Origin of the sequence: Pseudomonas sp. Y39-6, assembly GCF_023651955.1 — a bacterium.
Classification (GTDB): Bacteria; Pseudomonadota; Gammaproteobacteria; order Pseudomonadales; family Pseudomonadaceae; genus Aquipseudomonas; species Aquipseudomonas veronii.
Window position 1 is genome coordinate 3,495,671 of record NZ_CP069594.1, and the last position, 25,590, is coordinate 3,521,260.

The following is a 25,590-nucleotide window of genomic DNA, read 5'->3' on the forward strand; positions in this document are numbered from 1 at the left end:
GGATCACTTGACTTTAAAGGTCACGGTACCTGTGATCGGGTGGGTATCGGAAGAAACCGCCCTCCACTCGACCTTGTATGTGCCAGGTGTGAGCGGCGCTGCCGGAGTGATGACCATCATTTTCGGATCGTCGCTACCCGCGACACTCGCTTTGACACCCATGGGGGAGTGGGCGGACATGCCCGGCATTTCGGTCATGATCAGTTTCGCGCCGGAAAACTGGGTGGTGAGCTTTTCCGAGAAACTCAGTTCGATTTTTGCCGGTGCAGCCACGGTGGCGCCATCGACCGGGGTGGAGGACAGTAATTTTGGATGCGCCTGGGCGGCAGTGCTCAACAACAAACCGATGCTGAGTGCAGCGACAACACCGAGGGCTTTAAACGATGACATGCAAGGCTCCTGACGGCCTGGGCCGTGGGTGGGGTGTTACTGTTAGAATGGATGTAGGGATGTATCTTTCGGTCAGGTTTAGAACCACATTCGCACACCGACGACAAAGCGCGTATCGCTCTGGTCTTCGCCTTCTTCGAGGCGGTAATCTGCCGTTTTGCCGTAGGCGCGGTTCCAGGTCACGCCGATGTAAGGTGCGAACTCGCGGCGTATTTCATAGCGCAGTCTCAGGCCGACCTCGGTGTCCGACAGCCCTGAGCCTGTGGCCCGTTGCGGGTCGTTTTTGCCATAGAGGTTGATTTCCGCAGTGGGTTGCAGAATCAAACGGTTGGTCAGCAAAATGTCGTAGTCACCCTTGAGCCGCAGCGCGGTCTGGCCGGCCTCGCCCAGGTAAGCGGTGGCTTGAGTTTCAAAGTCGTAGAGCGCCATGCCTTGCAGCCCCAGCGCCGCCCAGGTCTGCGGTGCGCCAGGTTTGAAGTCTTGTCGCACACCACTGACCACGTCCCACCAGGGACTGACGGCGTGTCCCCAGAGTGCCTGAAGCTCAGCGCTTTCGGTCACGCCATTGGTTCGCTCGCCTTCGGTACGCAGCCAGAGACGATCCGTGTCGCCGCCAATCCAGCCGTTGGCTTCCCAACGTAATGCGCTGCCCTTGTCAGCGTCTTGCCATTCGAGTTGATCGATCAGGAAAAATGAGTTGATGGCGCTGTCGTGCATCTGGTGGCCGGCATGGCTTTCAAACACCGCCGCGCGATCGGCATCGGTGAGCGCCGGAATGGGTGTACGGCTTTGCTGGGGCGCTGCGGGTTTCATACCCTGCATCTGGGAGTGATCCATCTCCTGCATCTGGTTGCCGTCCATACCTTGCATGGGCTCGGTCTGCCCATAAGCAAGCGTCATGACACCCATCCCGAGGATGGCCAGGCCGGCGAGTAGCGGTTTAGCGGTTCTATCGAAGTTCATGTCTGGCTCCTACTCTTGTACACGGACTTCGCGGAACATGCCCATTTCCATGTGGTACATCAGGTGGCAGTGGTACGCCCATCGCCCCAGGGCGTCGGCGGTCACGCGGTAGCTGCGTTTGGTGCCGGGCGGCATGTCGATGGTGTGTTTGCGAACCATGAAATCACCGTTTTCATCCTCCAGGTCACTCCACATGCCATGCAGATGAATGGGATGCATCATCATGGTGTCGTTGACTAGAACCACTCGGATGCGCTCTCCATATTTGAGATGAAGTGGTTCGGCGTCCGCGAATTTGACGCCGTCAAAAGACCACGAGAACTTTTCCATGTGTCCGGTCAGGTGCAGCGTGATGGTGCGGCTGGGTTCCCGGCCATCGGGATCCTGGAAGGTGCTCTTCAGGTCTGAGTAGGTCAGCACCCGGCGACCGTTGTTTCTCAGTCCCATGCCAGGATCGTTGAGTTTCGGTGTGGGACTCATCGTCTGCATGTCGACCAGCGGGTTATTCGCTTCCGAGGCCGGGTGAGGCTCCATCGAGTCCATGCTGCTCATGCCCGGCATCGAGTGCCCCGACGTGTCTGCCGAGCCTGGCGTCTGACTGTGATCCATGCTCTGCATCGATCCACCGTCCATGCCCGTCATACCCTGCATGCCGTTGTCCTCGCCGGCCGCCATTTGGCTGTGATCCATACTCTCCATGCCTTGCATCGAGTCCTGGGTCATACCCGTCATATCGCCATGATCCATGCCGGCCATATCCCCCATGCCCATGTCGCTCATCGTGATCAACGGACGTGGATCCAGGGGCGGCACAGGGGCCGAGAGCCCTTCATGTACAGCCAATGTGCCTCTCGCGAAACCGGTGCGATCCATCGACTGGGCGAACAAGGTGTATGCATTTTCGGTGGGTTCGACGATCACATCAAAGGTTTCGGCCACGGCGATGCGGAACTCATCGACGCTCACCGGTTTCACGTACTGCCCGTCTGCGGCGACGACAGTCATTTTCAGCCCAGGAATACGCACGTCAAAGTAGCTCATCGCCGAGCCGTTGATGAACCTCAGGCGCAGCCGTTCGCCGGGCTTGAAAATGCCTGTCCAGTTGCTGTCGGGAGCCTGTCCGTTGAGCAAGTAGGTGTAGGTGGCGCCGCTAACGTCGGCAAGATCGGTGGGGTTCATGTTCATTTCAGCCCACATTTTCCGATCCGCGACGGTGGCAGACCAACCGTTCTTGCTGACGTCATCAATGAAGTCGCCGACGGTGCGCTTGTGCAGGTTGTAGTAACTGGATTGTTTCTTGAGTTTCTTCATGACCCGCGCTGGGTCTTCATCCGTCCAGTCGGACAGCATCACCACATAGTCGCGGTCATAGCTGAAGGGTTCGGGATCCTTTGCATCGATGACCAAAGGGCCGTAGACGCCGACCTGCTCCTGGAACCCGGAATGACTGTGATACCAGTAGGTGCCGTTCTGTTTGACCTTGAACGAATAAACGTACAGGCCGCCCGGTTCGATGCCGTGAAAACTCAGACCCGGTACACCGTCCATGTTCACCGGCAGAATGATGCCGTGCCAATGGATCGAGGTGTTTTCCTTGAGCCGATTCCTGACCCGCAACGTCACCGTATCGCCCTCGCGCCAGCGCAGTATCGGGCCGGGGAGGCTGCCGTTGATGGTCATGGCGGAGCGGGGCGTGCCCGTGAAGTTCACCCCCATTTCACCGATAGTCAGATCGAAATGAGTGCCCGCGAGCACATTCGGCTGCCCCTGACTGGTAATTGCCCACACCGGGCTGCGCCACAGCCCAAAGCCTGCGAGTACCCCGCCTGCCGCCAAGGCTTTCACGAAAGTGCGTCTTGATGTTCTGGAATGCATCGAGGGGTATCCAGTCAGTCGGAGTCCAGGCAGATACGAAAGTGCTGCCACAGTAGGGCCATGGCTCGCTTCAGAGAGTCGGTGCCAGCCGCCATTTTGCGAGCAAGATGTCACATCATCAGCCCGCGCGTGATTACATTTCCGTCAGGTTGGCGGCGGCAATTTGGCTGCGCTGCGATAGGGCAGCATCGATAGAGTTGTCTTGTTGTGATAGGCCGTGTCAGGTTAGCCCTGACGTAGTCGTCAATTGCCGTTTAACAATATCGCTTACCGACAGCAGCAACCGCCGCCGTTCCCGCCACAACCCGAGGCTTTCTTACTCGGTACGCTTTCCATTGTCGCCAACTGTGCTGGATAGCCAGCCTCCTGCAGGGCTGAAAGCAGCGCATGGCTGTCCGAATCGCCGCTGACCTTCACCCGTCCAGCTTGTAGATCCACTGCTATGTCACTGACGCCTTCAAGTGGGCGCAGCGCTTCGGTGACGTGTTTGACACATGAGCCACAGCTCATGCCCTGGACTTGCAGTTCAACGGTTTTCATCGGTGACTCCTCATAACAAAATGCATCATGCAAAGGCTGAGGCATTCGGCTTTTCTGCGACGTTGGCTTATCTTCAACCTTGCTGCGATGGCAAGGTCAAGCGGTCGTTATCACTCAATCAATGGAAGCCTGGCGCAGGCCATCGTGATTTTGTACTCCTAAGGGAGTGCTATCGAGTAGTACGGCGGTGTCGCTCTAGCCATGCAGGCCATGGCGACACCGCCGTTGCATTGCCAGCGCCGCAATCCTCGGTGGATAGCGGTCGTCACTTCTTCATTGGCATATCCATCATCGACGACTGCTGATCCATCATTTTCATCATCATCTCCATCATTCCTTTACCCATACCCATACCGTCCTTGGAGCCAGACATTCCCATGCCTGAGCCCATCTCCACGCCCGTACAACCAGCAGCACCTTGCTGCTTACTCATCATGGCCAAGCTGTCCTTCATCGTTTTCATACCCTCTTGCATGGCTGCTTGCCGTTCGGCTGGTGTCTTCGCGGCGGCGGCTTTGTCATGAGCGGCCTGCATTTTCTGCATTTGCTCGCTCATCGCTTTATTCATCACCGACTCGGACGGTGCGCTGGCAGCCGTTGCGCTGGCAGGTGCGTCGACAGGGTGATGCTCATCTTCGGCAGAAGCCATGAAGACGCTGCTGGCCAAAATGGCGGCAAGAACCAGTTTCAATTGTGTTTGCATGGTGAACTCCGGGTATTTAGAGATAAGCAGGAACTACTAAGCCGCGCCGAATCGGCGCAATGAAGCAGAGCGGCCACGGTGTGACCGCCCTGAAAGGCGAATTAATCGTTGAAGCGGACGAATATAAGGCGGGCTGGCGGCCCCGGTGGAGCGGGGCGCTTCAGTGCGAGTGCAGCAAAGGTTATTGTTTGAGCGGGGTTAAGCAGCAGCATCGCAGGTAACAGCAAGGCAAGCGCTAAACTGGCGAGATCCAGTGTCGGGATCTGCGATGTGGGGCTGATCGCCTTTGCTGCATCGGCACAATGCTTAAGGCAGCCGCTGGCATGCAGCGCATGTTCATCCACCTGTTGCAGCGTGGAAGGAGTCTCGTGCGTTGCACTCAGGCTGTGCTGCGGCTGCACCAGGCAGCCGTGAAATACCGTCACGATCACAGCCAACACCCACACCCCTAGGGTGAGTCGCAAAAGATTGCGGTAGTGATGACGGAACCAATACATGACGTGCTCCACGGGCCAGTTAGACCCTATTTGTTTCAGTGTAGACACCCAGGCAGTCGCAGAGTTGACCTCAATCAGGTAAGTGGGTTTTTGGGTGCGCTTGGGCAGCAAGGCTGTTGCTCGGCAAGCAGGTGTTGCTGTGGTCATTATTCCCAGAGTGCAATCTCCCCGAGTCGGTTTATTTCGGCAAAACTAAACTCAGCTTTCTTGGAGGCTGGCCATCCTCGCCGGCGGTTCATCGGCAGGCTGTTTAAATGGGCGCTTGGGTTTGACGGTGATGCCGGCGGCGATCAGCGCGCTGCGTAAGGACTGAGGCGCAGCGAAAGCGAGTCGCGCAACTCGAAACTGCCAATGCATAACAATCGGTAAGTGCCATGAGAAAAAAACCAGAGCATCACCTTCAACTTCGAGTACGCGAGCTTGGGCAGTTGTTTAACTCGATGGATCCGACACCTTTTCTTAACAAGGATCTAGATCGCGAAGCTGAAGCGTTCATTGAGACTTGGGCGGCGGAATTTTCGTCGGACAGCCGGCTTCGTATCACAATCCACCTTGAGCACCTACCAGCAGAGGGCGATCCAAGTGCGATCATGATCGAGGCAATCCACAATTACTTTGATCATAAGGCAGGCCTCACGCGCAGTGAGTTAAAACACCTCCTTCGAGATGGCCGCATCAGCCTGGTGATCGGCATCGCCTTTGTTACCCTTTGCCTGATTGCAGTCGATGTCATTGGCCAACTGGGCACTGGCGCTGTAGTCGGCACAGCGCGCGAAAGCCTGATGATCGTTGGCTGGGTGGCAATGTGGCGACCGCTGCAGATTTTTCTATATGACTGGTGGCCGCTTTTAAGATTGATGCGTGTCTACAAAGCCATCAGCCATGCACATGTTCGAGTGGTGCAAGGTAAATAATTTCTGCCGTAAGCCGAAAGAGGCCGGTATCGGCGATGTATCTGCTAGTCCACATTTGCCGCTATCAATAGTTGAGCATCTTTTCTAGCCCCTGGATGCAAATAGGCCGCCAATGACTGTAGGGAGGAAAGATTGGGAATGGGATGAATGGCCGCGTCATTGGTGAACCCGCGCTAGAATCTTTGCGTGGTGCATTTACGTTTAGCAGACGTACTGGGTGCTAGCCAGTCACCAAAGCTTCAGATACGGAAACGGAGATTCCGTGACAGGGCGACCTAAGGGCGGGTGTGAGAATGGAGCGTCAACGGCACTGATTTTTCAGCAAACGGGGTTTTGTGGAAAAGCGACTAGGGGTAAGTGGAAATGGACAGCGCGAATCCGCGGCTTTCTAACCTGGTACAGGATTGAACAAGTGGGCGATGTCAGATGTTCATAAGACGCTCCCCAGTCCACTGCACTTGGCTCAATAGCTCAAAACGAATGCGATTGTTCATCGAGTTATGTTCATGGACGAGATTTTCCGCTCGTCTGGTCGATCCGAACTTTGGCAGCTCCTCAGCGGTGAGGACGCTGCGGTACCGGGCAGGGAGTCGCATTGGGGGCTTGCCATCACAAAATTCCTTTCCGTAGATGGCTGGGAACCCTACAGAATTTCAATTTTCGAAGGGCGCCGATTGGATTTCTTGGAATTTCTTAAAGTCCCTAAGACTAATGGGATGGTTACCATATATTGTGATATTAACGATGGGCTTAGTACACCCATCGTCCTTACCCAGCTATCGTCCTCCGGGTATCAAGCGGCAGGAGAGGAGTCACCACGGGGCTTCTGATCGCCTGTATTGCGTGATTGCAGTTCAGATAACCTCATGTTGAAGATGAAGTCTTTTTCCTGCTCATCCGAAAAGTCCTGGAAATACCAGCCTTGTGCTGATTTAAAGAAACTAAAATCCCAAAATTTGGCGTACTCTTCGTCTTCAATAAAGCTGGATTCTGCCTCATTGAAAGATGGAATAATGAAAACCATCTTTTGGAATGTGAACTGGAACTCGCCTATCGCCAGCGGGAGCCCTCCACCGTTATTGGTTCTCCGGTAAATGGTTAGCTCAGCACCTTTAGTAAAATGGGCATACGACCGCAGAATCGCAATTTTTGGTAAGCGGGCGACGGTCTGATCCCCAGCGACCCACTCGATGGTTTTTTCGAATCCTGTGAGGTTTTCAGTCTCCATAACGCTCAGCGCAAATTTGACCAGCGCCTTGTACACTTGCTGCATGCTGAGTTGTTCTTTGAACTTGAGTGGCAGACTTTCTGGTGGCCTGTCCTCTGGCGCGCGCTCGCCGTCTTCCAACGTGTACTGTAGGCAAAAATCTAGCGTGGAGATTTGCTGTAGTTCTTCAGATGAGAGCTGATCTTTCAGTGTTGAGCGGTTCTCATCTGGCTGTGCCATTTCAGAATCTACCTGCGCCTCCAGTACTTTCTTTTTTCTATCCTCAGACAAATAAAGTAACTTAAAATTCTTGCCTATGATTGATGATACGGTATTGTCTTTATTCTTGACTTTGAAAAAAGTTCCGAGGCATCTCAAGTAAGTGTAGATATGCCTCTCGCAGGATTCGGCAAAGAACTTGTTGCATGCGTCGCACTCTTCATTGAGAATGATTGTTTTGTTACCTAGGGCCTCAGAGATAGCATGCGCCTCCTGCTTGAATGTGGTAACCAACTTTTCAGGGGAGTCATTCTTGGCGGATGGACGAGTATTATGGCAAAAACGGCAGATGCGATCTTTTTTCAGCGGCTCGCCTATCGCTGTTTTCTTTTCAGTGATCCGACCGTCAATTTTGTAGTTATCAAAGAACGGCCCGAGGTTATCCTTGAAGGCGGCTAATGCTTGATCAGGGTCTTGACCTGCATCCAGCGCCATTAGCTCAATGTTCGCCAGAAGCTCTGCCTCAGAAGGCAATTTACTCATGTTGGGTAAATAGAAGAAATGTTCCCCGTCAGGGATCCGATTGATAAATCTTTTTATCTTGTAAGTTCTGGGATCAATTTCTTTGTAAAGTTCAACGAAAACGTTGATCCGTTCTCTCAGCGCAGGTGAAGATACCTGTCTGCACGATATCGCCAATTGATTGTTAACAGGGTTGACGGATTGAGCGAAGCACAGCGAAATGTCCATTGCGAACGTTGACACATCATCTACCGCATCGGCACGCCAAGACAGCTGATGCTTTCCGCGGAAGAGCAAAAATTCAAAAGAATTCATACAGTCCTTGCTTAATTGTCCAGTATTTATACGCGATGATTCTATTCGTTTCGTATGACGGATTAGCCCCTAAAATACGCAGGTGATTCTACTTCACATAGGCATCTGCCACCCAGACTTCACCCATCGGAACTTTGGCTCTTGAACCTTCGGCCCGCCGAAGTCTTCACCTTCAATCTTGAAGCACCTGGCCATCAGATCCCGCACCCCCCCCAAGCGCTCCATGGCAGTGAGTTCCTTGGTGATGTCCTTGACAACCGTTGTAAACGCCTTAGTCGATTCTGACTTCATGAACTCGGGAGTGGAGAGAGCGAAATCCCGGTCGGGTAACGAAACCCCAAATAGACTAGTAACAGAGCTTGCCGCCTTGATTAGAAAGCTCCCCTGGATACCTTGGGCAGACCTGAGACCGTAGCTGCGTTTAAGGTCGCCGCAAATCTTGTCGACATCATCCATGAGCTTGGTGATGCGCTTGTTTCCACTCGCGAGCCCTTGCTCGTCGAAGGCAACTCGAATGGCCTTTAGGGTTTCACGCATCGTTACGAAATGGTCTTCGCTGCGGATCTGTCGAGCTGCCTCGATCGCACCGGAAACGCTTCCGGCGGATTGAGTCAGCCATGCCGAAAACAAGGGCAGGTCCAAAGCAACGGTCTGAGTTGCTCCGTGCGACTGGATTTCCGAAATGCTCGTACTGGTTTTGTCCGAGAGGTTTGCCAGGAGGCGGGCGGTGAAGTCATGGCCGAAGGCGCCGGCTTTCTTCATCCAGTGCACTTGATAGGCATGCCTGATGGGGTGAATGAATGAGTCTGCTTTCAGGTGTTTGGCTGCAGTCGTGTAATAAATTGATTTGTACGCGAGCCAGTTCAGCGAGGCGACGAACATCTCGAGTTGCTTGGTGGGACCTCCGTAGGCACCAGGATACTCTCCAGTGAACTCTGACTTGCTGAATTCGTGGCCATCCGAACTCACTAGCTTGACATCTTTCGACCAACGTCCGCGCGTTTCACTGGCATCGCTTAACTCTGCGAAGATTGCTGCGCTTAGGGCACTGTATTTGCCATAGTCGTCGGACGCACGGTAGCCCAGCATCCTCATGGTTAGGTAATACACACTGGAGGCTTGATCCCAGGTGCAGACCATGTTCATTTTCAGTTGCTCCAAAAGGGCACTAAAGTCCTCATCCACGAACTCGCCGCCGCGAATTTCAGGACGAATCAGCGATGCTTCTTTTTGAGCGACCGTATCAACCCCGTCCAGCCCGAACTCGGTAGGCGACAAGAACCTGAGGTAGGGGAATTGCTGCTTGCGGCTTTCTCTGTGATCTGCTTTGTAGTTGTCTATGCAGAGGAGGTCGTCGTAAAAGAGGTTGCCTTGCAGGAAATTCTCTAACGCGCACAGGTCTCCATTGATCGTATCGCTGGTCTTGACCGCAACCGCGCCGGTGGCGCGCTGGACGGCAGTGAGGGTGGCGTTGTCTATCAGTGCGTAGGTCATGTATTCATTGCCCATCCTAGTGTGGCTGAGACTATAACCACTGAGATTGGATGGTGGCTATATTCGACGGGCAGTCTTCGCGAACCATGAAGCATGGTCTTGGCGCAGGTGAAGCGCCTTATTCGACTGCACGCTCATTGGCGCAGTTCATACGCGCTTGAGCGCGTAATCAAGTGGATGGGCTCGACTATGCTGGGCCATTCACGATCGGATTGACATCAGGTGCTGGAATACTAAAGAAATGCGTCGAGCAACCAGCGATGAATCGGGGAGGGCAGCGATCCATTGAGTGCATTTGGATAATTCTCGAGGCATCTTCGTAACCGCTAGCCATTGCAATGCAATGGCTGGGCGCCGATCTGTGGTAGTGCCAAGTAGAATTTAAGTTCACCCTCAAGCCGGGCGGTGCGAAACCTCGACACATCGCATCTTCCAGCACCCGCTGCAGCTACTCACTCACTAGCCAGTAAGCTTTTGCCGAGCCCTGACGTGCGTAGCCTATGCAGAACGCCATCAAATCGCTCATGCGCTCATCAACCATGGTGCGCCGAATGCCAGGTTGAACGCCTACCACCGTGAAGGTAAGAGCTGTTGCAGGTGTTGACCGCAGCAACTCGTAGGTTTCATCCCTGTCCCCGCTGACAAAGTACGAAGGAGACGTGTGTCTGCGATGCATGCGATCTTCCATATGATGCAGCAAGGTCGCGACGTTGCAGAAGTAAGCTGACTTTACCAGCTGTCCCGCAACCTCATACACATCACCAACTCGCCCTCCATTAGCTGGCCCTCCTGCACCTTTACAGTGATAGAGGGTTACGTTCACTTCATGGGCTGCATTGACAGTAACGCAGATGTAGTCGGCGGCCTCGCCTGAGCGATGGTCGTAATACAAACACCGGAGATCTGGAAGCGTCAGAAGGTATTGCTCCAAGTGCTCCTGCACAGTTGCTTGGCCATTGAGCTCTGCACGTCGCGCCAGTGTGCGAGGCTCCTGATTGTTCGGCAGGAACTCCACCTCGATCGCGCAACCTGTCCAATCGATTGACTCCGCATCACCTGGAGCAAGTGCGAGGGATCTGAGAAGAGGGGCAGCGATTTTGTTTAGCCCTTCAAACGAAGACTTATCTGTTGCATAGAAAATAGGAGGGTACTCACTAAGCCAATCGGCCAATGGCATCCAGCCATCCTGGCTAGACTCGATCGTCATTGTGGCATCTGGTTCCAGGCAGCGAATCAGTTGGCCACCCTCAAGACTCAGGCGCATACGGATCTGCCCCTCAGCATGAACGATCGAAAAATCCAAGTGCCCGGCTTGTGGATCGCACTCAAAGTCCTGGATATCCCACTCCACAAGCCTAGAGGTTCGTAATTCTTGTTCCCGCGTAGTCCTGAAGTGAATACGAGGATTGCGAGTGAGGCCTTGCCGCGACCAGTTGGCTGCCATCACCGCTTCTGGTAGCTCCCGAAGAGTCGTAGTGGTTCTGACCAAGTCGAGGTGTGTTTGGCTAAACGCAGCATCTCCTACGATGCGCCCATGAAGCGTCTGCACCCAAGCAAAGAAGTCAGGAACAGATAGGCGCTGATTGCTCCAGATTCTAGAGCTGCTACTGGCTCCGATGGTTTCACGCACCTGGCCGTTCATGCCACTCCCGAAGTAGTGACCCTGAGCGTAAGCGCGGCTGTCACCGGCAGTGACCGCGCGCTCGGCTTGAGGGCCAGTTAGGGTTCGATAAGTTTCGACTTGCGAATTGAAGGTCGTGTTCTGCAAGCCAACAGCAAAAAACCTCATCCCCTCCAGTCCGGCCCTCGCTCGGCTCGTTTCTTCATAGCTCAACCCTCGGCTGCCGGCACGGCAAACGATATCCATGATGGTCAGGTACAGCTTCTCTGTCCTGAGGGTTGAGCCGATGAAGCAGTAGCTCGATTCAGGAAAATACATCAGCAAGAAGGCCTCGTGCCGAATATCAGTGAGCGTGTTTGAGGTCGACCAGTTCGGAGGTGCTTCATCTGCTGTCAATACGAGGGACAGATTGCCATCTGGCGTTCCCCACTGCTTCACAATCCGAAGTACTCGACCGACCTTTTCTCCTAGCAAGTCGAAATCCGGCCTGCGACTGCAGTGAAACCCTCGGACGTGCGCGTACAAATTGAAGGACAACGCAGACACGGATTCATAGTCAGATTCAGTCATCCGACGCACCGGCAAGCTTTCGATGAATTCTTGGGCTTCAACTGCGCCCTGGATCTCAGCAAGCGCGGCATCATCAATCATCTGAGCCAGATCGACTCCCTCTCTGAGCAGAGTCGCGGTCGCCTCACGCACTCTGAATGCCGGTGCAATGAGGGTTGGACGTCCCGTGGCGTTGTCGATCCTAGCGAATCTGCCGATGAACTGGATTGTGGGTACCAGTGATTTGTGCGGTGCGTGCAACGCGGCGACCTTGAGTTTTGGGAAGTCATAGCCTTCGCCAAACATGTCTACGCAGATGATGGCCTTCAATTCACCAGAAATGAGCTTGGCTTCAATTAAGTCCTGTTGTCGTTTAGTCAGTCGACTGCTTATGGCGGCGACGGAAACGCCCAATTGCTCGTAGATCGGGACGAGCGCTTGCGCGGAAGATATGGTCGAGGCGCGTACGAAAAGCCTATGATCAAAACCGTTAGCAATATCTTCTTCGAGCTGTGCCACTGCAGTTTGGGCAATCACCCGATCAACATGCTCATCATCAAGCTCGTTATCTATTGGGGCCTCCCGGAAGACGATAGGGTCGAACGCCCCTTCAGATACGGCTCTCATCACAGGATATCGGTAGACTAGCTTGCCCGGAATAACGCGGTCATCGCGCCTGAAGGGTGTTGCTGTCAAGAATATAAATCGAGCGGTCGAGTAGTGATCCAGATACGCTGCCCAGGAATCCGCCGGCGCATGGTGAGCTTCATCGAAAATTATCACGTCAAAGAGGTCGGGCGCAGCGCCCGGGGCAATCATTGGCGAAGAACTACCGGGGGTTGAGATCACGACGTCGAACTCCCGCAACTGTTCCCAAGCCTCGGGTGTTATCGGCCGCCCCGAATGCAAGTGAGCGGAAGGTAGCGGCCCGTCTTCAGGTAGCGCACCGATGCGCCTGAGTGTTGAAAGGGTGGAAAAATGCGAGTGCACTTGTTTGCGCAGAGCACTTGATGGCTCGACGACGAGGATCCGGGTTGCTTCAAGTAGAAGCGGTAGCGACATCATCAATGATGTCTTTCCATAGCCAGTGGGCAGGCAGATGATCGCGGGGTCGTCTTGCACAGAGAAATGGGCCAATGTTGCATGCATCGCGCCAAGCTGGCCCGGCCTGAAGCCGCTATTAGGCGCGTCAGCTTGCTGAAGAAGCTTGAGTGATCCCGCCTGCTCTACGAAAAAACCAGCCATTTCGACCGCCCTTGGATATTTCTAACCAATCCTAATGTGCGACGGACTTTAAACAAGTGGTGAAGGTACAAATTTCTTTCAGCATCTCCTAGCTTCTGCTTGCTTCAGTACCCGTCCCAGGTAAAGGCCCGTCAACTGGCATGGTGCTTCCTCGGAAAAATCAAAAAGGTTCTGATGGCGCAAGAAGGCGTCTATTGGCGCCATATTGTCTGGAGTATCCAGCCCTCTAAGCCGCTCTTGGATCAGCCTATGGGATCAATATCACTGCATCTGGGGCCTGAGACGCAGGTCGGACGCGTACATTTCTTGTACGAGACTGCCCAAGGTATTCCAAGCTCCATCCCTTCCAGAGATCCTGGTAATGGCTTATTGATGCCAGTCCGGTTACGCTGTTGTGCACCAGGGAGGAGGCGCGATGAGTCAGTACCTTTTAAGTTTTGCAAGGCAGAACCTTGATGGGCGCACTGATGCTTACCTGGTGCTTCTCTGGTGTATATACCAGGCTAACCAAAGCAAAGGCCGCTACTCCGACCACATCAAGGCACACATCACCACGGCGTCAGATCAACTGCTGGGGCGCAACTACCAACGTGTCGCTGCTCGCTTCAAGAAAGTGCTCGATAAAAAGCCTGAACTGGATCGAATACCACCCTCGGGCTTGGGAGCGCTGGATTATCTTCGCGTCAAGAATTTCCGTGGCTTTGGGGAGTTTGGCGCCGACGATAAAGGCACGTTCATTCGATTCAGTAAGCTGAAAAACATTTTCTACGCGCCCAATGGTGGCGGTAAATCATCGCTCTGCGAAGCCATCGAGATTTGCACCACTGGAGACATCAAGGAAGCCGCCAGGCGCAAGACCAAGGTCAAGCAGTACATTGCACGAGGAGAAACCAAGCCTCAGCTTGCTCTCTTGGGAACGAATAAGCTCAAAATTGCGCCCAGCATTAGTTGGTCGAGCTGTTTCATTGATCGCAACCGCCTTCAAGAGTTTTCGCTCCTGGGCTCCAAGGACACAGGCAGTGGCGAAAGTGATGTTCTGGCCACCTTGTTCGGCTTAGAAGAGCTTCAAGAAGTCATTTCTCGTTTCGTCCGCCCTGAAAGCTTTACGCTCAAAGCATTTATGCGTGCCGACCAAGCCGAGGCACTGACCAACCTTGAACGCGCTCGAACAGAACTAGGTCAACAGAGGAGCAAGCACAGGGCAGATCTTCAAGCCGCGGTTTCGGAGATATGTCAGCTCTTGGGGCTGCGGCCCGATCAGGATTTCGAAATTCGACCAAAGGTACAGCGACTGCGCAAAACGATAGACATGCACATCCGTGGGGCCGAGCGACTGCGAGCAGCCAAAGCACCAGTGGTCATTCCTGTGAAAGGCGTTGCACGTACTTCTGCCATCGCCAAGCGGTTGCTCAACCGCAGAACCCAGATCGAGACAATTTTTCTACAAAGGGCCAGTGACGTTAACTATCGCGCTGTTTTTGAAGCCTTGGAAGCCATTGAACAACAGTCTGAGCAAACCTGTCCTGCCTGTTTGACGCCACTTGATCAGGTCACGGTGAACCCGTTTGAAAGGGCTCGCGACCAGATCAAAGCGCTCGGAGCATTGGAGGCCCTGAAGCAATCCAAGCTGAAAAATGATGCTCAAGTTGTCCTGTGGGCTTCAAGGATCGCTACTGGGATCAGTTCCGTGAAAGGTAATGTTTACGCTGATGTACCTTGCCCACTGGCGATGGACGCGTTGGAAGCGGTGCTCGCAGAATTCCATACGGCCACTGATCGCTCGACAGTGGCGGCGTCTGTCCTCAATGCTTTCATCGCGCTCTGTGCTGACCGTACAGCCCAAATCGAGACCTATCTGCGCGCCTGCGAGCGTAAGCGGCGAGAGGTTGACCAGGCAGAAGTTCAAGCGGCCCGTCTCGATGAGCTAATCGAACACCTCAAGAAGATAGATGAATCGTTGAAGCGACAGTTCGACATCAAAACCCGTGCAGAAACCGAGTTCAAAACCGCCAATAACAGGATGCTTGCCTTGATAGGGCAGAGAATAGTTTTGCTCAACGATTCGGTGGATAACAGTCACTTCAACCAGTTGCTCAAGGATCTTGAGGCCGAATACCGAACGCTGTATGGCGACCTGCTGAATTACAAGCTAGATCTCGAGAAGGCGCGCATTACAGGGATCGAAGCCAAGGCTTCCGAGTATTACCGAGCGATCAATAACCATGACGATGACCATGAGCAGATAGAGGCACTGGCCTTTGAAAAGCTCACGGAGAGCTACCGGATCAAGATTACCAATGTGGACGGATTTCTGCTGGATGCGTTTGCTGTGCTCAGCGAGGGGCATCTGAGGGCATTGGGCTTATCGATTCTTCTGGCGATGGCTGAGAAAAACAATTTCCCCCTCATCGTCTTTGATGACGTCGTCAATGCGATCGACACGGATCACCGATCCAACATCATTGATCTGTTTTTCAATGACACTTACCTGCGTCGGATCCAGATGGTGGTGACCACCCATGATCGCCTCTTCTGGGAGCGCTTCTGCATCATCGCTGACCGTCATCCTCAATGCGACCAGCACGCAAACCATGTGCTCAGCTACACGAACAAAGGCATCGTGGTCATTGATCACGCAGGTGGTTTTCAGAAAAAGGTGCACGTGGCGCTGTCGGTCTTCGACGTCCGGCAAGCATTGCTGTATTGCCGGATCTGGTTCGAGTCCATGGTGCTGGAGTTCTGCATTGAGAACGGTGTACAGGTCACCGCGAATTTCAACAAATCACAGCTCAAGAAGAGTATGTACCTGCAGGTGAGCCTGGAGCACACCTTCAAGCTGGTGGAGCCGTTCATTGACTACGACCTTTCACACTTCAATTCCATCAAGAATGACCTGGTGAACTGGGGTGGCCAAAACCAGGAGCACCACGCCTTTGATGAAGGAAGCCTGAACTTTGTGCACTCCAAGACCAGTGGTGAGGTCTTGAAAATCTACGATGCTATTCGTTTCCTGGAATGCCAGCTCTTTATGGACAAAAAGAGGGAGTCCGGAGAAAGGTACCTTGCAGAGGTGAATGAAAAAATCGAGAAGGGCCGCAGGAAATTGGTAGGACTCGCCAGGGCGCCGGAAGATGTGCAACAAGAGCACCAGGCCGGGTTAAAGACACTGGAAAAGCGCGCCATTGAGCTCACCCAAGAGCTTCAGTTCATCGAGCGCTGCGTAGGGAGCGTTGCTGACCGCGAGCGAGCTAGGGAGCTGCGAGCTGAGTTGCCGCCCGCCTAGCGCGGTATGTTGCGAGCCACCGCTTGGATGGTTCCACCAGATCAATCTCATCCCGGTGTATCAGGAATAAGAGGAATACCGTCGTATGCAGTAAGCCTGTTGGCGCTGACGCAGAATTGACCCAGTAGCCGATACCACGCGGACACAACACCAATCGACGAAAATCCAGCACTAGTAATGGTTCACAAGGTAGGAGCTTGGGTCAGTAAAGTTTCAGCAACTGGGTCAATACTATGCTGGCGATAACAGCACGTGCAAGCCACCCGATTTATCAAATGTTGGAGGATGTCGCTGACGAAATTTGCACCAACGGAGTCAGGGGATTCAAACCGCCAATTTGGATCGAATTGCTGCATGGTTTCGTTCTTGGAAAAAATGGACGTCAGCGGGTTGTGGCATCCGAAGGCGCCCCCTGAAGTAACTTCCTGACAAGGAAGCGGCGTACTTGAGATTGAGGTTAACGCCAGTACTGGAAACCCGTTGAGGCCACGTGCGGACTGACACACAGCAGGTGAAAAAGCCGACGAGTGGTATGATCACTGTTCCCTCTTAACCCGAGTATCAAAATGCCCGTGATAATGTCCACGCCTTTGCTCTCAGTCGTATTGGAATACTATTCAGGACAGAAGAAGCTGTTATCCCAAGGCGCTTACGAAACCCTCGGAACAGCTGAAAGGGTTACGACTTACCAGAAACACAGTACGATTCCCACGCCCGACTTTCTCAACTATTTTATGATCGGCCGAGATAAAATTGACGCATATTCAACCTATAGCAAGCGGTTGGAACGTATCGAGAGAGTGATTGGTTGGTTGGAGGAGGCTGTAACTCTCAACGGCACGGTCAACTACGTACCTGGGTGTGATGATCTTCAAGAAAGCATCGGTGAGGCAGTGTCGCTATCTGTCGCAGGTCAGCTATTCGGGTTGATCGAAGCGGATTGGGCTAGAATCCCGGAACAGAAAGGACCAGGTGCTTGCAAAACCTTCGATTTTGAGAAAACGCTTGTAGGTATCACCGAGGATAATGCCGTCATTCAGGTTGAGGCAAAAGGCACATTCGTGGAAGACAACACGATAGGTCAACATAATGTGTACACTCATGCCAATAATATCAAAGAAAAAAAGAAGAACATCAAATTTGCGGGGGTTTCTTATCAACACCCAGCAACTGCGCTTTATGGCATGATTGTATCTGTTGATCCTATCAATCCGACGAAATGTTGGTTGCTCGATCCTCCGCCGGTGCCATTTGAAGGCGAGCTACGGAATATAAAAATAGCGACGAGGTTAGAGTACATTGCGGCACTCACCGAGATGTTGGCACCTAGAGCCAAGCTACCAGTGGCTCTGCGGGAAAGCGCAACCAATTGGAAAGAGGGAAAAGGCAGTAGTAATACATTGGATGGTCATCCCTATACGGCGTCCAATTACGTAGAGCATTTTCTCGCCAAAAACAAGCTTTGGCTGGCTAATCAAGAGGTGGTGGGTGAGTTGTATGTCGGAGAAACTGGGAAACCGTTCTTCTTTGGCGTGGATAGTGAACTAGTTCGTGTAGCGATTCGGCAAGATGGTGACGAGATAGCAAATTTGCGTTTTTCTCCCGCAATGGAGACCGTAATAGTGTCCGAAGAGCCAAGACACATTCAATCTTGGGCGAAGGGGGAAAAACGGCAGATGAGGCTACAGCTGTACAGGTCGTCAAGTGGGGTAGTGATCGGGCTACCCTCTTACGAAGGCTAAATGCTAGGAGCCAAAAATTTTGTCGAAATGGTGGGCGCGATTTCAGTCTGCCATGGTATCAATAATTGATGCCCTTTGCAGTGTGTGAATCTCCTTGCCGCTGCAAAGCCTATTTTGCTCAAAGCCATAGCATATCGACCCAGCATCTCCCTCACGATTTACTTCCACTCAAAACTGAGTTGCCATGCACCGATCTCGACATGAGGCTGGTCAACGCTCTTCAAGCGAGATGTTTTGTCCAGACTGTAACGGAGAGCGCCTTCTGTTTGCACCCGGACTTTCGGGACGTGCTGTTCTCCATCGCCAAGACGTTGCTCAACGTAGGCCCTCAATCAAAGGGCTAATCATCTGTTTGATGGAAGGAATCGAGGTGCCGATCTGATGCGACCCAATTTCGTCTCCCTGCTTTCGAATGTGAATAGAAATGCTACGGTCATCTTCAACCTTGGCAAAGGCTACCAATCCGTTCTCTAAAGGATGAATTCGCACATAGTCTTCTCCTCCGGGATAATTAACTGCCAGTTGAAAATCGCTTAGAACTGCTATCACTTTTACTGCTGTATGCACCCATGAACCATGCTGGCCCGTCATGTATGAACTGCCGCTCACCAGCACAACCGCCATCATCAGCGAACCAAACGAATGGAGCATTGCAGTTGCGGTGGGTCTTGGGATTTTCTTTTTTAGGCCCACCACTTCCAATACGGGGGCGAGCATCTGTATCGAATTAAGTGTCATCGTCTGGATAAATCCGACTATGACCATCACGAGCGCAAAGAAAAGAAGCGCTATGGACGCAACGGTCATCAGTGCCGGGATGTAAAAGGCGACGATGAGAAAACCGACTGTCACGTCAAAGCTTTGTGGCGGTAAACCTAACGATTCGGAAACAAGCGACCGAGCCATCACCGTGGCGATCAGAAGGACTACAAAATGAAGAAGGGCCACCGCGGTTTTCCCCAGCGTACTTTCCCATACAGCGCTGATCCATTGAACCGCTGGCATACACCACGAAATGAAACCTCCTACAACTCCGACTGATCCAATTATTACGGCAATATCCATCGCAAGGGCGCCGAGCCAGTGTGACAGTATCATTCCGAGTAAGAAGGTCGTCATGGAAAAAATATAAAAAAGGTTAGACGCGGATATTTCTTTGTATTTGTGTTGAATCCAGTCCTGCATGATACCGGTTACTCGCTCTTGGAAATCCGCACAAATGTTGATAGTTGAGGGCCTGCGCGGCTCGTCTCGGGAACAATTGCTTCTGCCTGAATGAATAATCGCCCTTAGTTTGGTAGACCTCTCTCTACCTTAGAGTGAGGTCAATCAGGAGGTGCAATGAGCACCCCGCGTCACACCGAAGAATTCAAAATCCAAGCGGTCAATCAAGCGACCGACAATTGAGTAAGCTGTTGGCAGATCAGGGTAGATCGCCAGGAAAAACTGGTATGTCAAAGTCGTTTCCGTTAGGTCAATGTAGGCGATGATGGTAGAGATCATGAGCCAGAGGCTGAGGTGTTTCTATTTTCTGCCTGCATGAGCTTGCGGATGCACTTCTGGTAATTCTGCAATTGCTTGGAATAATCCGGTTCTTCAGGGTAGTGCTGCTCTTTCACGCCGAACACCAGCCCCCAGTCAAAGTGAGGATCCAAGCCGTCGTGGCACGTTCCACATAACGTCACGAGATTTTCTTGCTCGGTGATTCCACCGTTTCCCCAAGGGACGATGTGGTGAACATGAAGCTCAAGGTCGACATAGTTGGCGGGCGAGCGACCGCAAATGAAACAGCGTCGGCCATCACGGTCGAGCACCTTCATCCGCAATTTCCTGGATGGTGCGTGTTGGCATTGGGACGCAGAGAGCGCTGAAACGTCGACAAATCCAAATGCACCTGAAGCTGTCGCAGTCTCGCGCGGTGCGATTTCTGAGGAAAGCCGAGCTTGAGCAACATCTTCAACGATTACAGCATTCCCTCCGAAGGCATACCAGAGTTTGAGCTCCTCTTCGGAATTGATAAGTAAGCAAGTTTGCCCCATGGAATGAAGGATTGAGCGGCATTTGGGGCCATCCAAAAGCGACGCTTCTCTGATTTCACGCCGTGGTTTTGACTCAGTAAAGCCAACCCATTCAGTATGAGTGCTTTTGAGTAGTAAGCCGTCATCGGTCGCAAGACGTGTGAGCCGGTAATAGGCCTTGTCCGGAATCCCAGGCTGACGCGAAAGGCGTTCGATTTCTGATTTAAGGGATTTTGAAGCAGGCATGTGTAGGGGCTGATCTTCAGGCTGTTTTCAAATTACAAATTTACCCCGTGACCATTACAAATTCCAGTTCCATGCTTGATTACCTTTGCGCTTGTTAGGCCTAAGCATTCGCTCTGGAAGGGTTATGAGGAAGTCTGGAAACCGTGATGCGGGCCAATGGACGGATTCTGGCCGGCGGCTCACGCGATCACAGCTCGAATATACTAGCGATAGGGGCACACCATCGTTAGTTTGCTGCGCAGCTCCGGCGCCCCGAGGCTTACTACTTGATTGCCATGGATTACTTGGTCTGTTGACGCTGATGCGGAGTCGATCCAGTCGTCGAAATTTCACTGACCCACTCAGGCTCCTCATAAATCAATGTCTGTGCTGGATTTTTGCATTTTTGGATATGGGTCAGTCTCGCGTCGGCAACTGGGCCAATCTGGAGTCGGCGTCAACACGATTATGCATTTCCGGTATCAGCTCGCATCGGGGACTTCTAAAGAAACAGGTATCACCTGTAACCGGGCTCACACCTGGTTCTTGGCGTAGGCTCATGCTCATTTACCGTGGTGTTTAGCCAGTAGACAACGTCCCGCACACGCCGCGGGCAGCAGCCATTTCATGATTGTTTCTTGAACACCAGTGCCACTAGCGGAGTCGGTTTCATCGAGCAGTTGGAGCATCGCGATCGACGCGGTAGCGCTGTTATTCAAGGAGGGTTGAAATCGAACTTTTGCCTATCGTGCGAACTCAGGAGGCGGAATGCGTTGACGACGCGATCCAGCTGGCTTTTTCATAACCTCCTTCAAACGCTGAGCAGGTCCTTCTAACTCTGACGGCGACGCAAGGCTAATAGCAAGCATTAACGCATTACGGCGTTTCTGTTTACCTTCCAAAATTTCAGAGAGGCTATTTTCCGGCTGAACTGGTTGCTTCATCGCTGCTGACCTCGATCTTCGGATCAAATTGGATGCTAGCACAAGCCTTACAACCCGCAGTCTTCCGTTGATCTCCTTTGCTTATGGAGGGTAATCCGTCAGATGTTCATTTCATCTCGCTTGGCAGTTCCGTTCGAATTCGAGAAAACAGCTCGTCGAGGGTGATCGGATTGTCCTGAAGCAGATAACAGCCTACGAGGATGGTCAGCGGATGAACGTCCATTACAGATGCTAGCTCGTCTACCTTCTCGATCGTAGGGCTCTTCAGACCGCGCTCTAGGGTGCTGAGATAGGTATGACTACTGACGTCGGAGAAATCTTCCTGGGAAAGCTTCCTCTCCGATCTCAGCTTTTTCAAGGCCGCGCCAAATGCCTGTTTCAGTTCCATATTGCCGACCTCGCAAAAGGAACGATGAAGCCTTCGCGAGCTCTATAGGGCTACAATCTATAGTGTTCACTTTTGGGATGGCGCTATGTTCATCACTCACAAACCAGCAGAGGTTTTCCTCAGCGCGTACCTGGGTGACGACTCTATCCAGTACTGGCAGTACGTTGAGCAGACCACTCATTGCCCCTGGTTTTACGTGCGAGTGGGTCGACAACAAGGCGGTGAAGCGTTGACTAGCATGGTTATGCTTCCCAGCATTTCAGCGCTTGAGAAGCTACTTAACGAACAGGGAGCAGACATCTGGCTGTTGGATGCGCAGTTGGTTTCACCGGCTTATCTGAACGGAAGTGATGGGTGGAAGATGGAGAGACTGTTAGAGGTGCGCGAAACGGTGGATGACATCAGTGAGGAGGCGGCCTACGTGTATAGCCTGGAGGGAGGGCATATCTACACTGAGGCCTTGGGGTCCAGCACATCCGATTTGCAAAATCCTCGTATCATTTTTTCGGCTACACCGGCATCTCGGCGAGCATGAGACCAACACGCTCGAACGGTTAACGGCATCTTCGACGCGCTAGCGATTAGGCAATCTTGCCTGCCCGCCGCATCAGTCAGCAGCGTTGGCAACCTTTCTGCCACTTACCGCTTTCGCAATGGAGCCAGTATGTTTTCGACATCGAGTCCTTTCAGCAAACAATTGTGTGCAATTGCCGACAGTGCTTCATAGAGCTGGTCTCGCTGCTTTATCAAGTCAGCATTCTCTGCCTGCAGGTGAGCAATTCGTTCTTCGAGGCTTCTTCGGCGGCGGGCGCCGTCTGGATCTATCCCACTCTCTTTGAGTTGTGCAATACGGGCGGACTCAATTCGCCTCCCACGATCACCTACTAGGGTAGCGCGGCTCGTCAGGCCCAATCGACGCTGCACTTCGGGGCGTGAAATAGGCGCGAGCTCCAGTCCTAAGCTAATCATTTGAGCGAGGAGGGCGTCGATAGCCTCGTCCAAGGTGCCGCCCCTCAAGATCTGTCGTTTCGCCATGGTCGCCTCTAATCATCCGAAACTGAACTGTGCCGTTTGTCCGAGTCCGCAACCGTCATTGGATGCCCATTTGGAAACACGCGTTGCACACCTACATTGGTATCGCGTGCGAGGACGGAATTTAAATTGTTGAGCTTGTCTTCCTGGTCCGCCAGCCATACATCGCTGCCTGCCTCTCCAGCGCCGGCATCGCGCATGATAGTAATTGCGGTCGTCAGATTCTCGGCTTGTCTCTCAAGGTTGGCCCGCTCCGATGGAGTGCCCATCAGATGGAGATGCGAGCAGCCATTCCAGCACTGAAGATGCTTAGGGCAGGGCGCTTGGGAGAAGTCGTGAATGCAGCCTCCAAAAGGTGTCACGTGCAGCGCCGTGGCGTGTACGGTGAGGAATGCTTCTGCCGTGGTTGGGCCCTTGCGATTCAGGAGAGTATGGTAGCTGTCGCTCAAAGCGCCCTGAATTGCTCCCTTGAACGAGCCCCATGAAAGACAGGACACCGTTTCCCCCTTACGATAAGGGATAGGCAAACGGTTATGTTTATGACTAACAGCAACGATAAGAGTGGTGAGCTTTTGGGTCAGGAGCGGCGACGCCGCTGGAGCCCGGAGCAAAAACTGGCCATGGTTCGCGAGAGCCTTGAGCCAGGGCAAAGTGTGTCGGTCGTCGCTCGGCGCAACGGCATCAATGCCAACCAGTTAGGAGTCAGATGGCGTAACCATCCAGCAAAGCCAGAATCGCCTCAAAGTGGCAGGCCAAGATGGCCTCATCGATATCCAGATCTCGGCTTTTGGCATAGGCGTAGAAAGCCTGGATCGCGCGCAGGTGCGCCGCAGCCGTGTTGTAAGCCCGGTGCCTGAGTTTGAGTTGGACGTAGATGAACGGAATGAGTATGGGCAACGGCGTCGCATCACCAGCTTGTACAAGCCGCGGTAGTCGTTGACCTGAAGAGAACCTGCACTGAATCAGTTTCATCGACAGCCACCTCATTCAAGGAATCGCCATGAACACGAAGGACATGGCCCGTTGAGAGAGTGGACGTCAGAAACGGATTTGTCGAATCAGTGGCTTAGACAGCTCATGAACATCTATGACATGACCTTTTGTTTAACATAATATACATTATGCGAACCTCCATATGCAGAACTGTGGGCCTGTTGTGGTCAGATTTTATGCCTGGCACTGCCTCTCGCCCTCAGACCTGAGGCCCAACAGGTCGAAAAAACAAACCCTCCATTTCACTTGCTAGCTTGCAACCCCGTTTTTCATTCTTCAGGATAACGTCCCATTCCAACGTTTGAATAAGGTTCTTCCCATGAAGCTACTGCGCATCTGGCGCGATCGTCAGGAACGCAAAGCGCTGCGTGCACTGCCGAAGCTTGAGCGTGCAACACAAAAACTGCGCAACCGTTATCCGCAATTCAGCTTTGGAATTGGCACCTATGGCGATCTCAAGGTACATGACTGGCATGAAGGAACCACATTGCGTGTAGGCGCTTATACGTCGATTGCCGGTAACGTCGAAGTCTATCTGGGCGGTCATCATCGCATCGACTGGCTAAGCTGTTATCCGTTTCCCGCCAAGGTCGAAGAAGTTGCCTACATCACTGACTTCGGCGGCAGCAATGGCGACGTCGTGATCGGCAATGATTGCTGGATCAGTTCCCATGCAAAGATCCTTTCGGGTATCACCATTGGCGATGGCGCCGTTGTGGCGGCCGGCGCGCTGGTGACTAAAGATGTGGCGCCCTATTCCATAGTAGGCGGAAATCCCGCCAAGTTTATCCGTTGGCGTTTTGATGAGCCTGTTCGCCAGGTCTTGGAACAATCCGCCTGGTGGTATTGGCCTGAAACCGAGGTACGCAGCGTTGCACATCTGCTGTGCTCCTCTGATATCGAGCCGTTTATCGAGTACTTAAAACAACGCCAGTAAACTGGGAAAATATAGCTCAACTAAATAGCCATTTAGTTGAGTTATTAATATACTCCTTCCCTCCTCCCTCTCTACAACTAAGAAAGGTCTGAAGTAGCCAGAAATTTACGCGTAAGTTTCAACTTTCGCCTTTTGCAAACCCGAATAACATCCGTGGCGAGTCCACTAGCAGCGCACGCATAAGCTCCGTCGAGCACTCCAGTGCTTGAAGTTGATCGATCACCGTATCGAAACCGACGCCTTCTTCATGTTGCGTATGCGGCCAGTCGCTGCCCCACACCAAACGGCGACGGCCGAAGCTCTGCTCCAGCAGCGGTAACGCCATCCGGGCAAACTCGAGGTTCTGTTGTGGCGTACCTTCCAGTCGATAGATACCGGACACCTTCATCCACACTTGCCCGCTCAGCCCCAGTTCCAGCACCTCGGAATAACCTGGCTGATCAAGGCCAAAACGCGCGTCCGGACGCCCCAAGTGATCGATGACGAGTTTGATCCCAAACGGCATCAGCTGACGAATCAGTTTCGGTAAATCCCCCACCTGGCGGTGCAACTCCACGTGCCAGTCCAGTTCAGCGATGTGGCCGAAGAAGTCCTTCCAGGCAGCGTCGTGAAAGTCAGGCAAGGCTTTGCCCATGAGGTTCAAGCGAACGCCGACCACACCCAGCCGAGCCATGTCGTTCAACATGACGCGGCTGACACCTCGCTCCAGCACCACCACCCCTCGCAATCGTTCCGGCACCTGCCTCAGCGCCGCCAGCAGGTAGTTATTGTCGGTGCCGAGAAAACTCGGCTGCACCAATACACCATGACTCAGGCCATGGGTTTGCAAGTGCTTCAGATACTGCGCAAGTGTGGCGTCGTAGCCAGGGGTATAGCGTCGTGCAGCGGCCAGGTTCAGCTCGCGGCTGAACACATGAGCGTGGGAGTCGATGCCGGTGATCGGCGCAGGACAGGTATCAGGCATGGATTTCATC

20 protein-coding genes and 2 pseudogenes are annotated in these 25,590 nt (G+C 53.0%); 6 read left to right on the top strand and 16 right to left on the bottom strand.

Features of this window, described 5'->3' with window-relative positions; all coding sequences use genetic code 11:
- Positions 1 to 3: 3 nt before the first annotated feature.
- The 6 genes from copC to JN756_RS15830 all read right to left on the bottom strand — a co-directional run bounded on the left by copC (position 4) and on the right by JN756_RS15830 (position 4,968).
- Positions 4 to 390 carry a copper homeostasis periplasmic binding protein CopC gene (copC, locus tag JN756_RS15805; RefSeq protein ID WP_057004127.1) on the bottom strand — a complete coding sequence of 129 codons (387 nt, stop codon included), beginning with the start codon at positions 388 to 390 and terminating at the stop codon, positions 4 to 6.
- Positions 391 to 468: 78 nt separating this feature from the next.
- Positions 469 to 1,353, bottom strand: coding sequence for a copper resistance protein B (locus JN756_RS15810; protein ID WP_057004128.1), 885 nt, complete (start codon positions 1,351 to 1,353; stop codon positions 469 to 471).
- 9 nt (positions 1,354 to 1,362) lie between these two features.
- Positions 1,363 to 3,228: a copper resistance system multicopper oxidase gene (locus JN756_RS15815; protein ID WP_057004129.1), complete on the bottom strand. Its 1,866-nt coding sequence runs from the start codon at positions 3,226 to 3,228 to the stop codon at positions 1,363 to 1,365.
- A gap of 267 nt (positions 3,229 to 3,495) precedes the next feature.
- Positions 3,496 to 3,768 carry a heavy-metal-associated domain-containing protein gene (locus JN756_RS15820; protein WP_128191422.1) on the bottom strand — a complete coding sequence of 91 codons (273 nt, stop codon included), beginning with the start codon at positions 3,766 to 3,768 and terminating at the stop codon, positions 3,496 to 3,498.
- 265 nt (positions 3,769 to 4,033) lie between these two features.
- Positions 4,034 to 4,471, bottom strand: coding sequence for a hypothetical protein (locus JN756_RS15825; protein WP_046383461.1), 438 nt, complete (start codon positions 4,469 to 4,471; stop codon positions 4,034 to 4,036).
- Positions 4,472 to 4,572: 101 nt separating this feature from the next.
- A complete protein-coding gene (locus JN756_RS15830; protein WP_126588390.1) occupies positions 4,573 to 4,968 on the bottom strand; it encodes a hypothetical protein in 396 nt (131 codons plus the stop codon).
- A gap of 374 nt (positions 4,969 to 5,342) precedes the next feature.
- Here JN756_RS15830 and JN756_RS15835 point away from each other — a divergent pair, with 374 nt between their 5' ends.
- Positions 5,343 to 5,882 carry a hypothetical protein gene (locus JN756_RS15835; RefSeq protein WP_046489498.1) on the top strand — a complete coding sequence of 180 codons (540 nt, stop codon included), beginning with the start codon at positions 5,343 to 5,345 and terminating at the stop codon, positions 5,880 to 5,882.
- 793 nt (positions 5,883 to 6,675) lie between these two features.
- Here JN756_RS15835 and JN756_RS15840 read toward each other — a convergent pair.
- The 3 genes from JN756_RS15840 to JN756_RS15850 form a co-directional block, all read right to left on the bottom strand.
- Entirely contained in the window at positions 6,676 to 8,145 is a 1,470-nt protein-coding gene (locus JN756_RS15840; RefSeq protein WP_201022264.1) for a hypothetical protein, read from the bottom strand.
- A 93-nt stretch (positions 8,146 to 8,238) separates the two neighbouring features.
- Positions 8,239 to 9,639 (bottom strand): hypothetical protein, encoded by a 1,401-nt coding sequence (locus JN756_RS15845; RefSeq protein WP_201022265.1) that lies wholly within the window; start codon positions 9,637 to 9,639, stop codon positions 8,239 to 8,241.
- Between the two features lie 448 nt (positions 9,640 to 10,087).
- On the bottom strand, positions 10,088 to 13,054 hold the full coding sequence (locus tag JN756_RS15850) for a DEAD/DEAH box helicase (RefSeq protein WP_201022266.1): 2,967 nt from the start codon (positions 13,052 to 13,054) through the stop codon (positions 10,088 to 10,090).
- 415 nt (positions 13,055 to 13,469) lie between these two features.
- On the opposite strand from JN756_RS15850, the gene JN756_RS15855 reads away from it, so the two are divergent.
- Together JN756_RS15855 and JN756_RS15860 are read left to right on the top strand one after the other, a co-directional pair.
- The gene (locus JN756_RS15855; protein ID WP_201022267.1) at positions 13,470 to 16,337 is read left to right on the top strand and encodes an AAA family ATPase; all 2,868 of its coding nucleotides are present in this window, start codon (positions 13,470 to 13,472) and stop codon (positions 16,335 to 16,337) included.
- Positions 16,338 to 16,915: 578 nt separating this feature from the next.
- Entirely contained in the window at positions 16,916 to 18,079 is a 1,164-nt protein-coding gene (locus tag JN756_RS15860; protein WP_201022268.1) for a hypothetical protein, read from the top strand.
- 315 nt (positions 18,080 to 18,394) lie between these two features.
- Here the strand turns inward: JN756_RS15860 and JN756_RS15865 are convergent, their stop codons facing one another.
- From JN756_RS15865 to JN756_RS15875, 3 genes are all read right to left on the bottom strand, one after another.
- The gene (locus tag JN756_RS15865) at positions 18,395 to 19,264 is read right to left on the bottom strand and encodes a hypothetical protein (protein WP_201022269.1); all 870 of its coding nucleotides are present in this window, start codon (positions 19,262 to 19,264) and stop codon (positions 18,395 to 18,397) included.
- Between the two features lie 314 nt (positions 19,265 to 19,578).
- Positions 19,579 to 20,343 (bottom strand): HNH endonuclease, encoded by a 765-nt coding sequence (locus JN756_RS15870; protein WP_197089054.1) that lies wholly within the window; start codon positions 20,341 to 20,343, stop codon positions 19,579 to 19,581.
- Positions 20,344 to 21,372: 1,029 nt separating this feature from the next.
- Positions 21,373 to 21,654: a helix-turn-helix domain-containing protein gene (locus JN756_RS15875; RefSeq protein WP_046383476.1), complete on the bottom strand. Its 282-nt coding sequence runs from the start codon at positions 21,652 to 21,654 to the stop codon at positions 21,373 to 21,375.
- Positions 21,655 to 21,739: 85 nt separating this feature from the next.
- Between JN756_RS15875 and JN756_RS15880 the strand changes: the two genes are divergently transcribed.
- Positions 21,740 to 22,189 carry a hypothetical protein gene (locus tag JN756_RS15880; protein WP_046383477.1) on the top strand — a complete coding sequence of 150 codons (450 nt, stop codon included), beginning with the start codon at positions 21,740 to 21,742 and terminating at the stop codon, positions 22,187 to 22,189.
- A 104-nt stretch (positions 22,190 to 22,293) separates the two neighbouring features.
- On the opposite strand, the gene JN756_RS15885 is transcribed toward JN756_RS15880, so the two are convergent.
- Entirely contained in the window at positions 22,294 to 22,689 is a 396-nt protein-coding gene (locus JN756_RS15885; protein ID WP_046383478.1) for a hypothetical protein, read from the bottom strand.
- 8 nt (positions 22,690 to 22,697) lie between these two features.
- On the bottom strand, positions 22,698 to 23,336 hold the full coding sequence (locus JN756_RS15890; protein WP_231590075.1) for a hypothetical protein: 639 nt from the start codon (positions 23,334 to 23,336) through the stop codon (positions 22,698 to 22,700).
- On the opposite strand from JN756_RS15890, the pseudogene JN756_RS15895 reads away from it, so the two are divergent.
- Positions 23,301 to 23,399: pseudogene (locus JN756_RS15895) on the top strand (transposase); the annotation flags it as partial. The gene JN756_RS15890 and the pseudogene JN756_RS15895 overlap by 36 nt on opposite strands.
- Here the strand turns inward: JN756_RS15895 and JN756_RS15900 are convergent.
- A pseudogene (locus JN756_RS15900) lies at positions 23,392 to 23,658 on the bottom strand (site-specific integrase); the annotation flags it as partial. The pseudogenes JN756_RS15895 and JN756_RS15900 sit on opposite strands and share 8 nt — an antisense overlap.
- A gap of 340 nt (positions 23,659 to 23,998) precedes the next feature.
- Here JN756_RS15900 and JN756_RS15905 point away from each other — a divergent pair.
- Positions 23,999 to 24,616, top strand: a complete 618-nt coding sequence (locus JN756_RS15905) for a CatB-related O-acetyltransferase (protein ID WP_057004134.1) — start codon at positions 23,999 to 24,001, stop codon at positions 24,614 to 24,616.
- Positions 24,617 to 24,734: 118 nt separating this feature from the next.
- On the opposite strand, the gene JN756_RS15910 is transcribed toward JN756_RS15905, so the two are convergent.
- The gene (locus JN756_RS15910) at positions 24,735 to 25,580 is read right to left on the bottom strand and encodes an amidohydrolase family protein (RefSeq protein ID WP_201022271.1); all 846 of its coding nucleotides are present in this window, start codon (positions 25,578 to 25,580) and stop codon (positions 24,735 to 24,737) included.
- Between the last annotated feature and the right edge of the window lie 10 nt (positions 25,581 to 25,590).

Bases quoted from the DNA above. Each gene is read 5' to 3' on its own strand.
- copC (WP_057004127.1), bottom strand. From the start codon at position 390: ATGTCATCGTTTAAAGCCCTCGGTGTTGTCGCTGCACTCAGCATCGGT.
- JN756_RS15885 (WP_046383478.1), bottom strand. From the start codon at position 22,689: ATGGCGAAACGACAGATCTTGAGGGGCGGCACCTTGGACGAGGCTATC.
- JN756_RS15835 (WP_046489498.1), top strand. From the start codon at position 5,343: ATGAGAAAAAAACCAGAGCATCACCTTCAACTTCGAGTACGCGAGCTT.
- JN756_RS15880 (WP_046383477.1), top strand. From the start codon at position 21,740: ATGTTCATCACTCACAAACCAGCAGAGGTTTTCCTCAGCGCGTACCTG.
- JN756_RS15850 (WP_201022266.1), bottom strand. From the start codon at position 13,054: ATGGCTGGTTTTTTCGTAGAGCAGGCGGGATCACTCAAGCTTCTTCAG.
- JN756_RS15820 (WP_128191422.1), bottom strand. From the start codon at position 3,768: ATGAAAACCGTTGAACTGCAAGTCCAGGGCATGAGCTGTGGCTCATGT.
- JN756_RS15810 (WP_057004128.1), bottom strand. From the start codon at position 1,353: ATGAACTTCGATAGAACCGCTAAACCGCTACTCGCCGGCCTGGCCATC.
- JN756_RS15830 (WP_126588390.1), bottom strand. From the start codon at position 4,968: ATGTATTGGTTCCGTCATCACTACCGCAATCTTTTGCGACTCACCCTA.
- JN756_RS15855 (WP_201022267.1), top strand. From the start codon at position 13,470: ATGAGTCAGTACCTTTTAAGTTTTGCAAGGCAGAACCTTGATGGGCGC.
- JN756_RS15910 (WP_201022271.1), bottom strand. From the start codon at position 25,580: ATGCCTGATACCTGTCCTGCGCCGATCACCGGCATCGACTCCCACGCT.
- JN756_RS15875 (WP_046383476.1), bottom strand. From the start codon at position 21,654: ATGGAACTGAAACAGGCATTTGGCGCGGCCTTGAAAAAGCTGAGATCG.
- JN756_RS15865 (WP_201022269.1), bottom strand. From the start codon at position 19,264: ATGCAGGACTGGATTCAACACAAATACAAAGAAATATCCGCGTCTAAC.
- JN756_RS15815 (WP_057004129.1), bottom strand. From the start codon at position 3,228: ATGCATTCCAGAACATCAAGACGCACTTTCGTGAAAGCCTTGGCGGCA.
- JN756_RS15840 (WP_201022264.1), bottom strand. From the start codon at position 8,145: ATGAATTCTTTTGAATTTTTGCTCTTCCGCGGAAAGCATCAGCTGTCT.
- JN756_RS15905 (WP_057004134.1), top strand. From the start codon at position 23,999: ATGAAGCTACTGCGCATCTGGCGCGATCGTCAGGAACGCAAAGCGCTG.
- JN756_RS15870 (WP_197089054.1), bottom strand. From the start codon at position 20,343: ATGCCTGCTTCAAAATCCCTTAAATCAGAAATCGAACGCCTTTCGCGT.
- JN756_RS15825 (WP_046383461.1), bottom strand. From the start codon at position 4,471: ATGCAAACACAATTGAAACTGGTTCTTGCCGCCATTTTGGCCAGCAGC.
- JN756_RS15860 (WP_201022268.1), top strand. From the start codon at position 16,916: ATGTCCACGCCTTTGCTCTCAGTCGTATTGGAATACTATTCAGGACAG.
- JN756_RS15845 (WP_201022265.1), bottom strand. From the start codon at position 9,639: ATGACCTACGCACTGATAGACAACGCCACCCTCACTGCCGTCCAGCGC.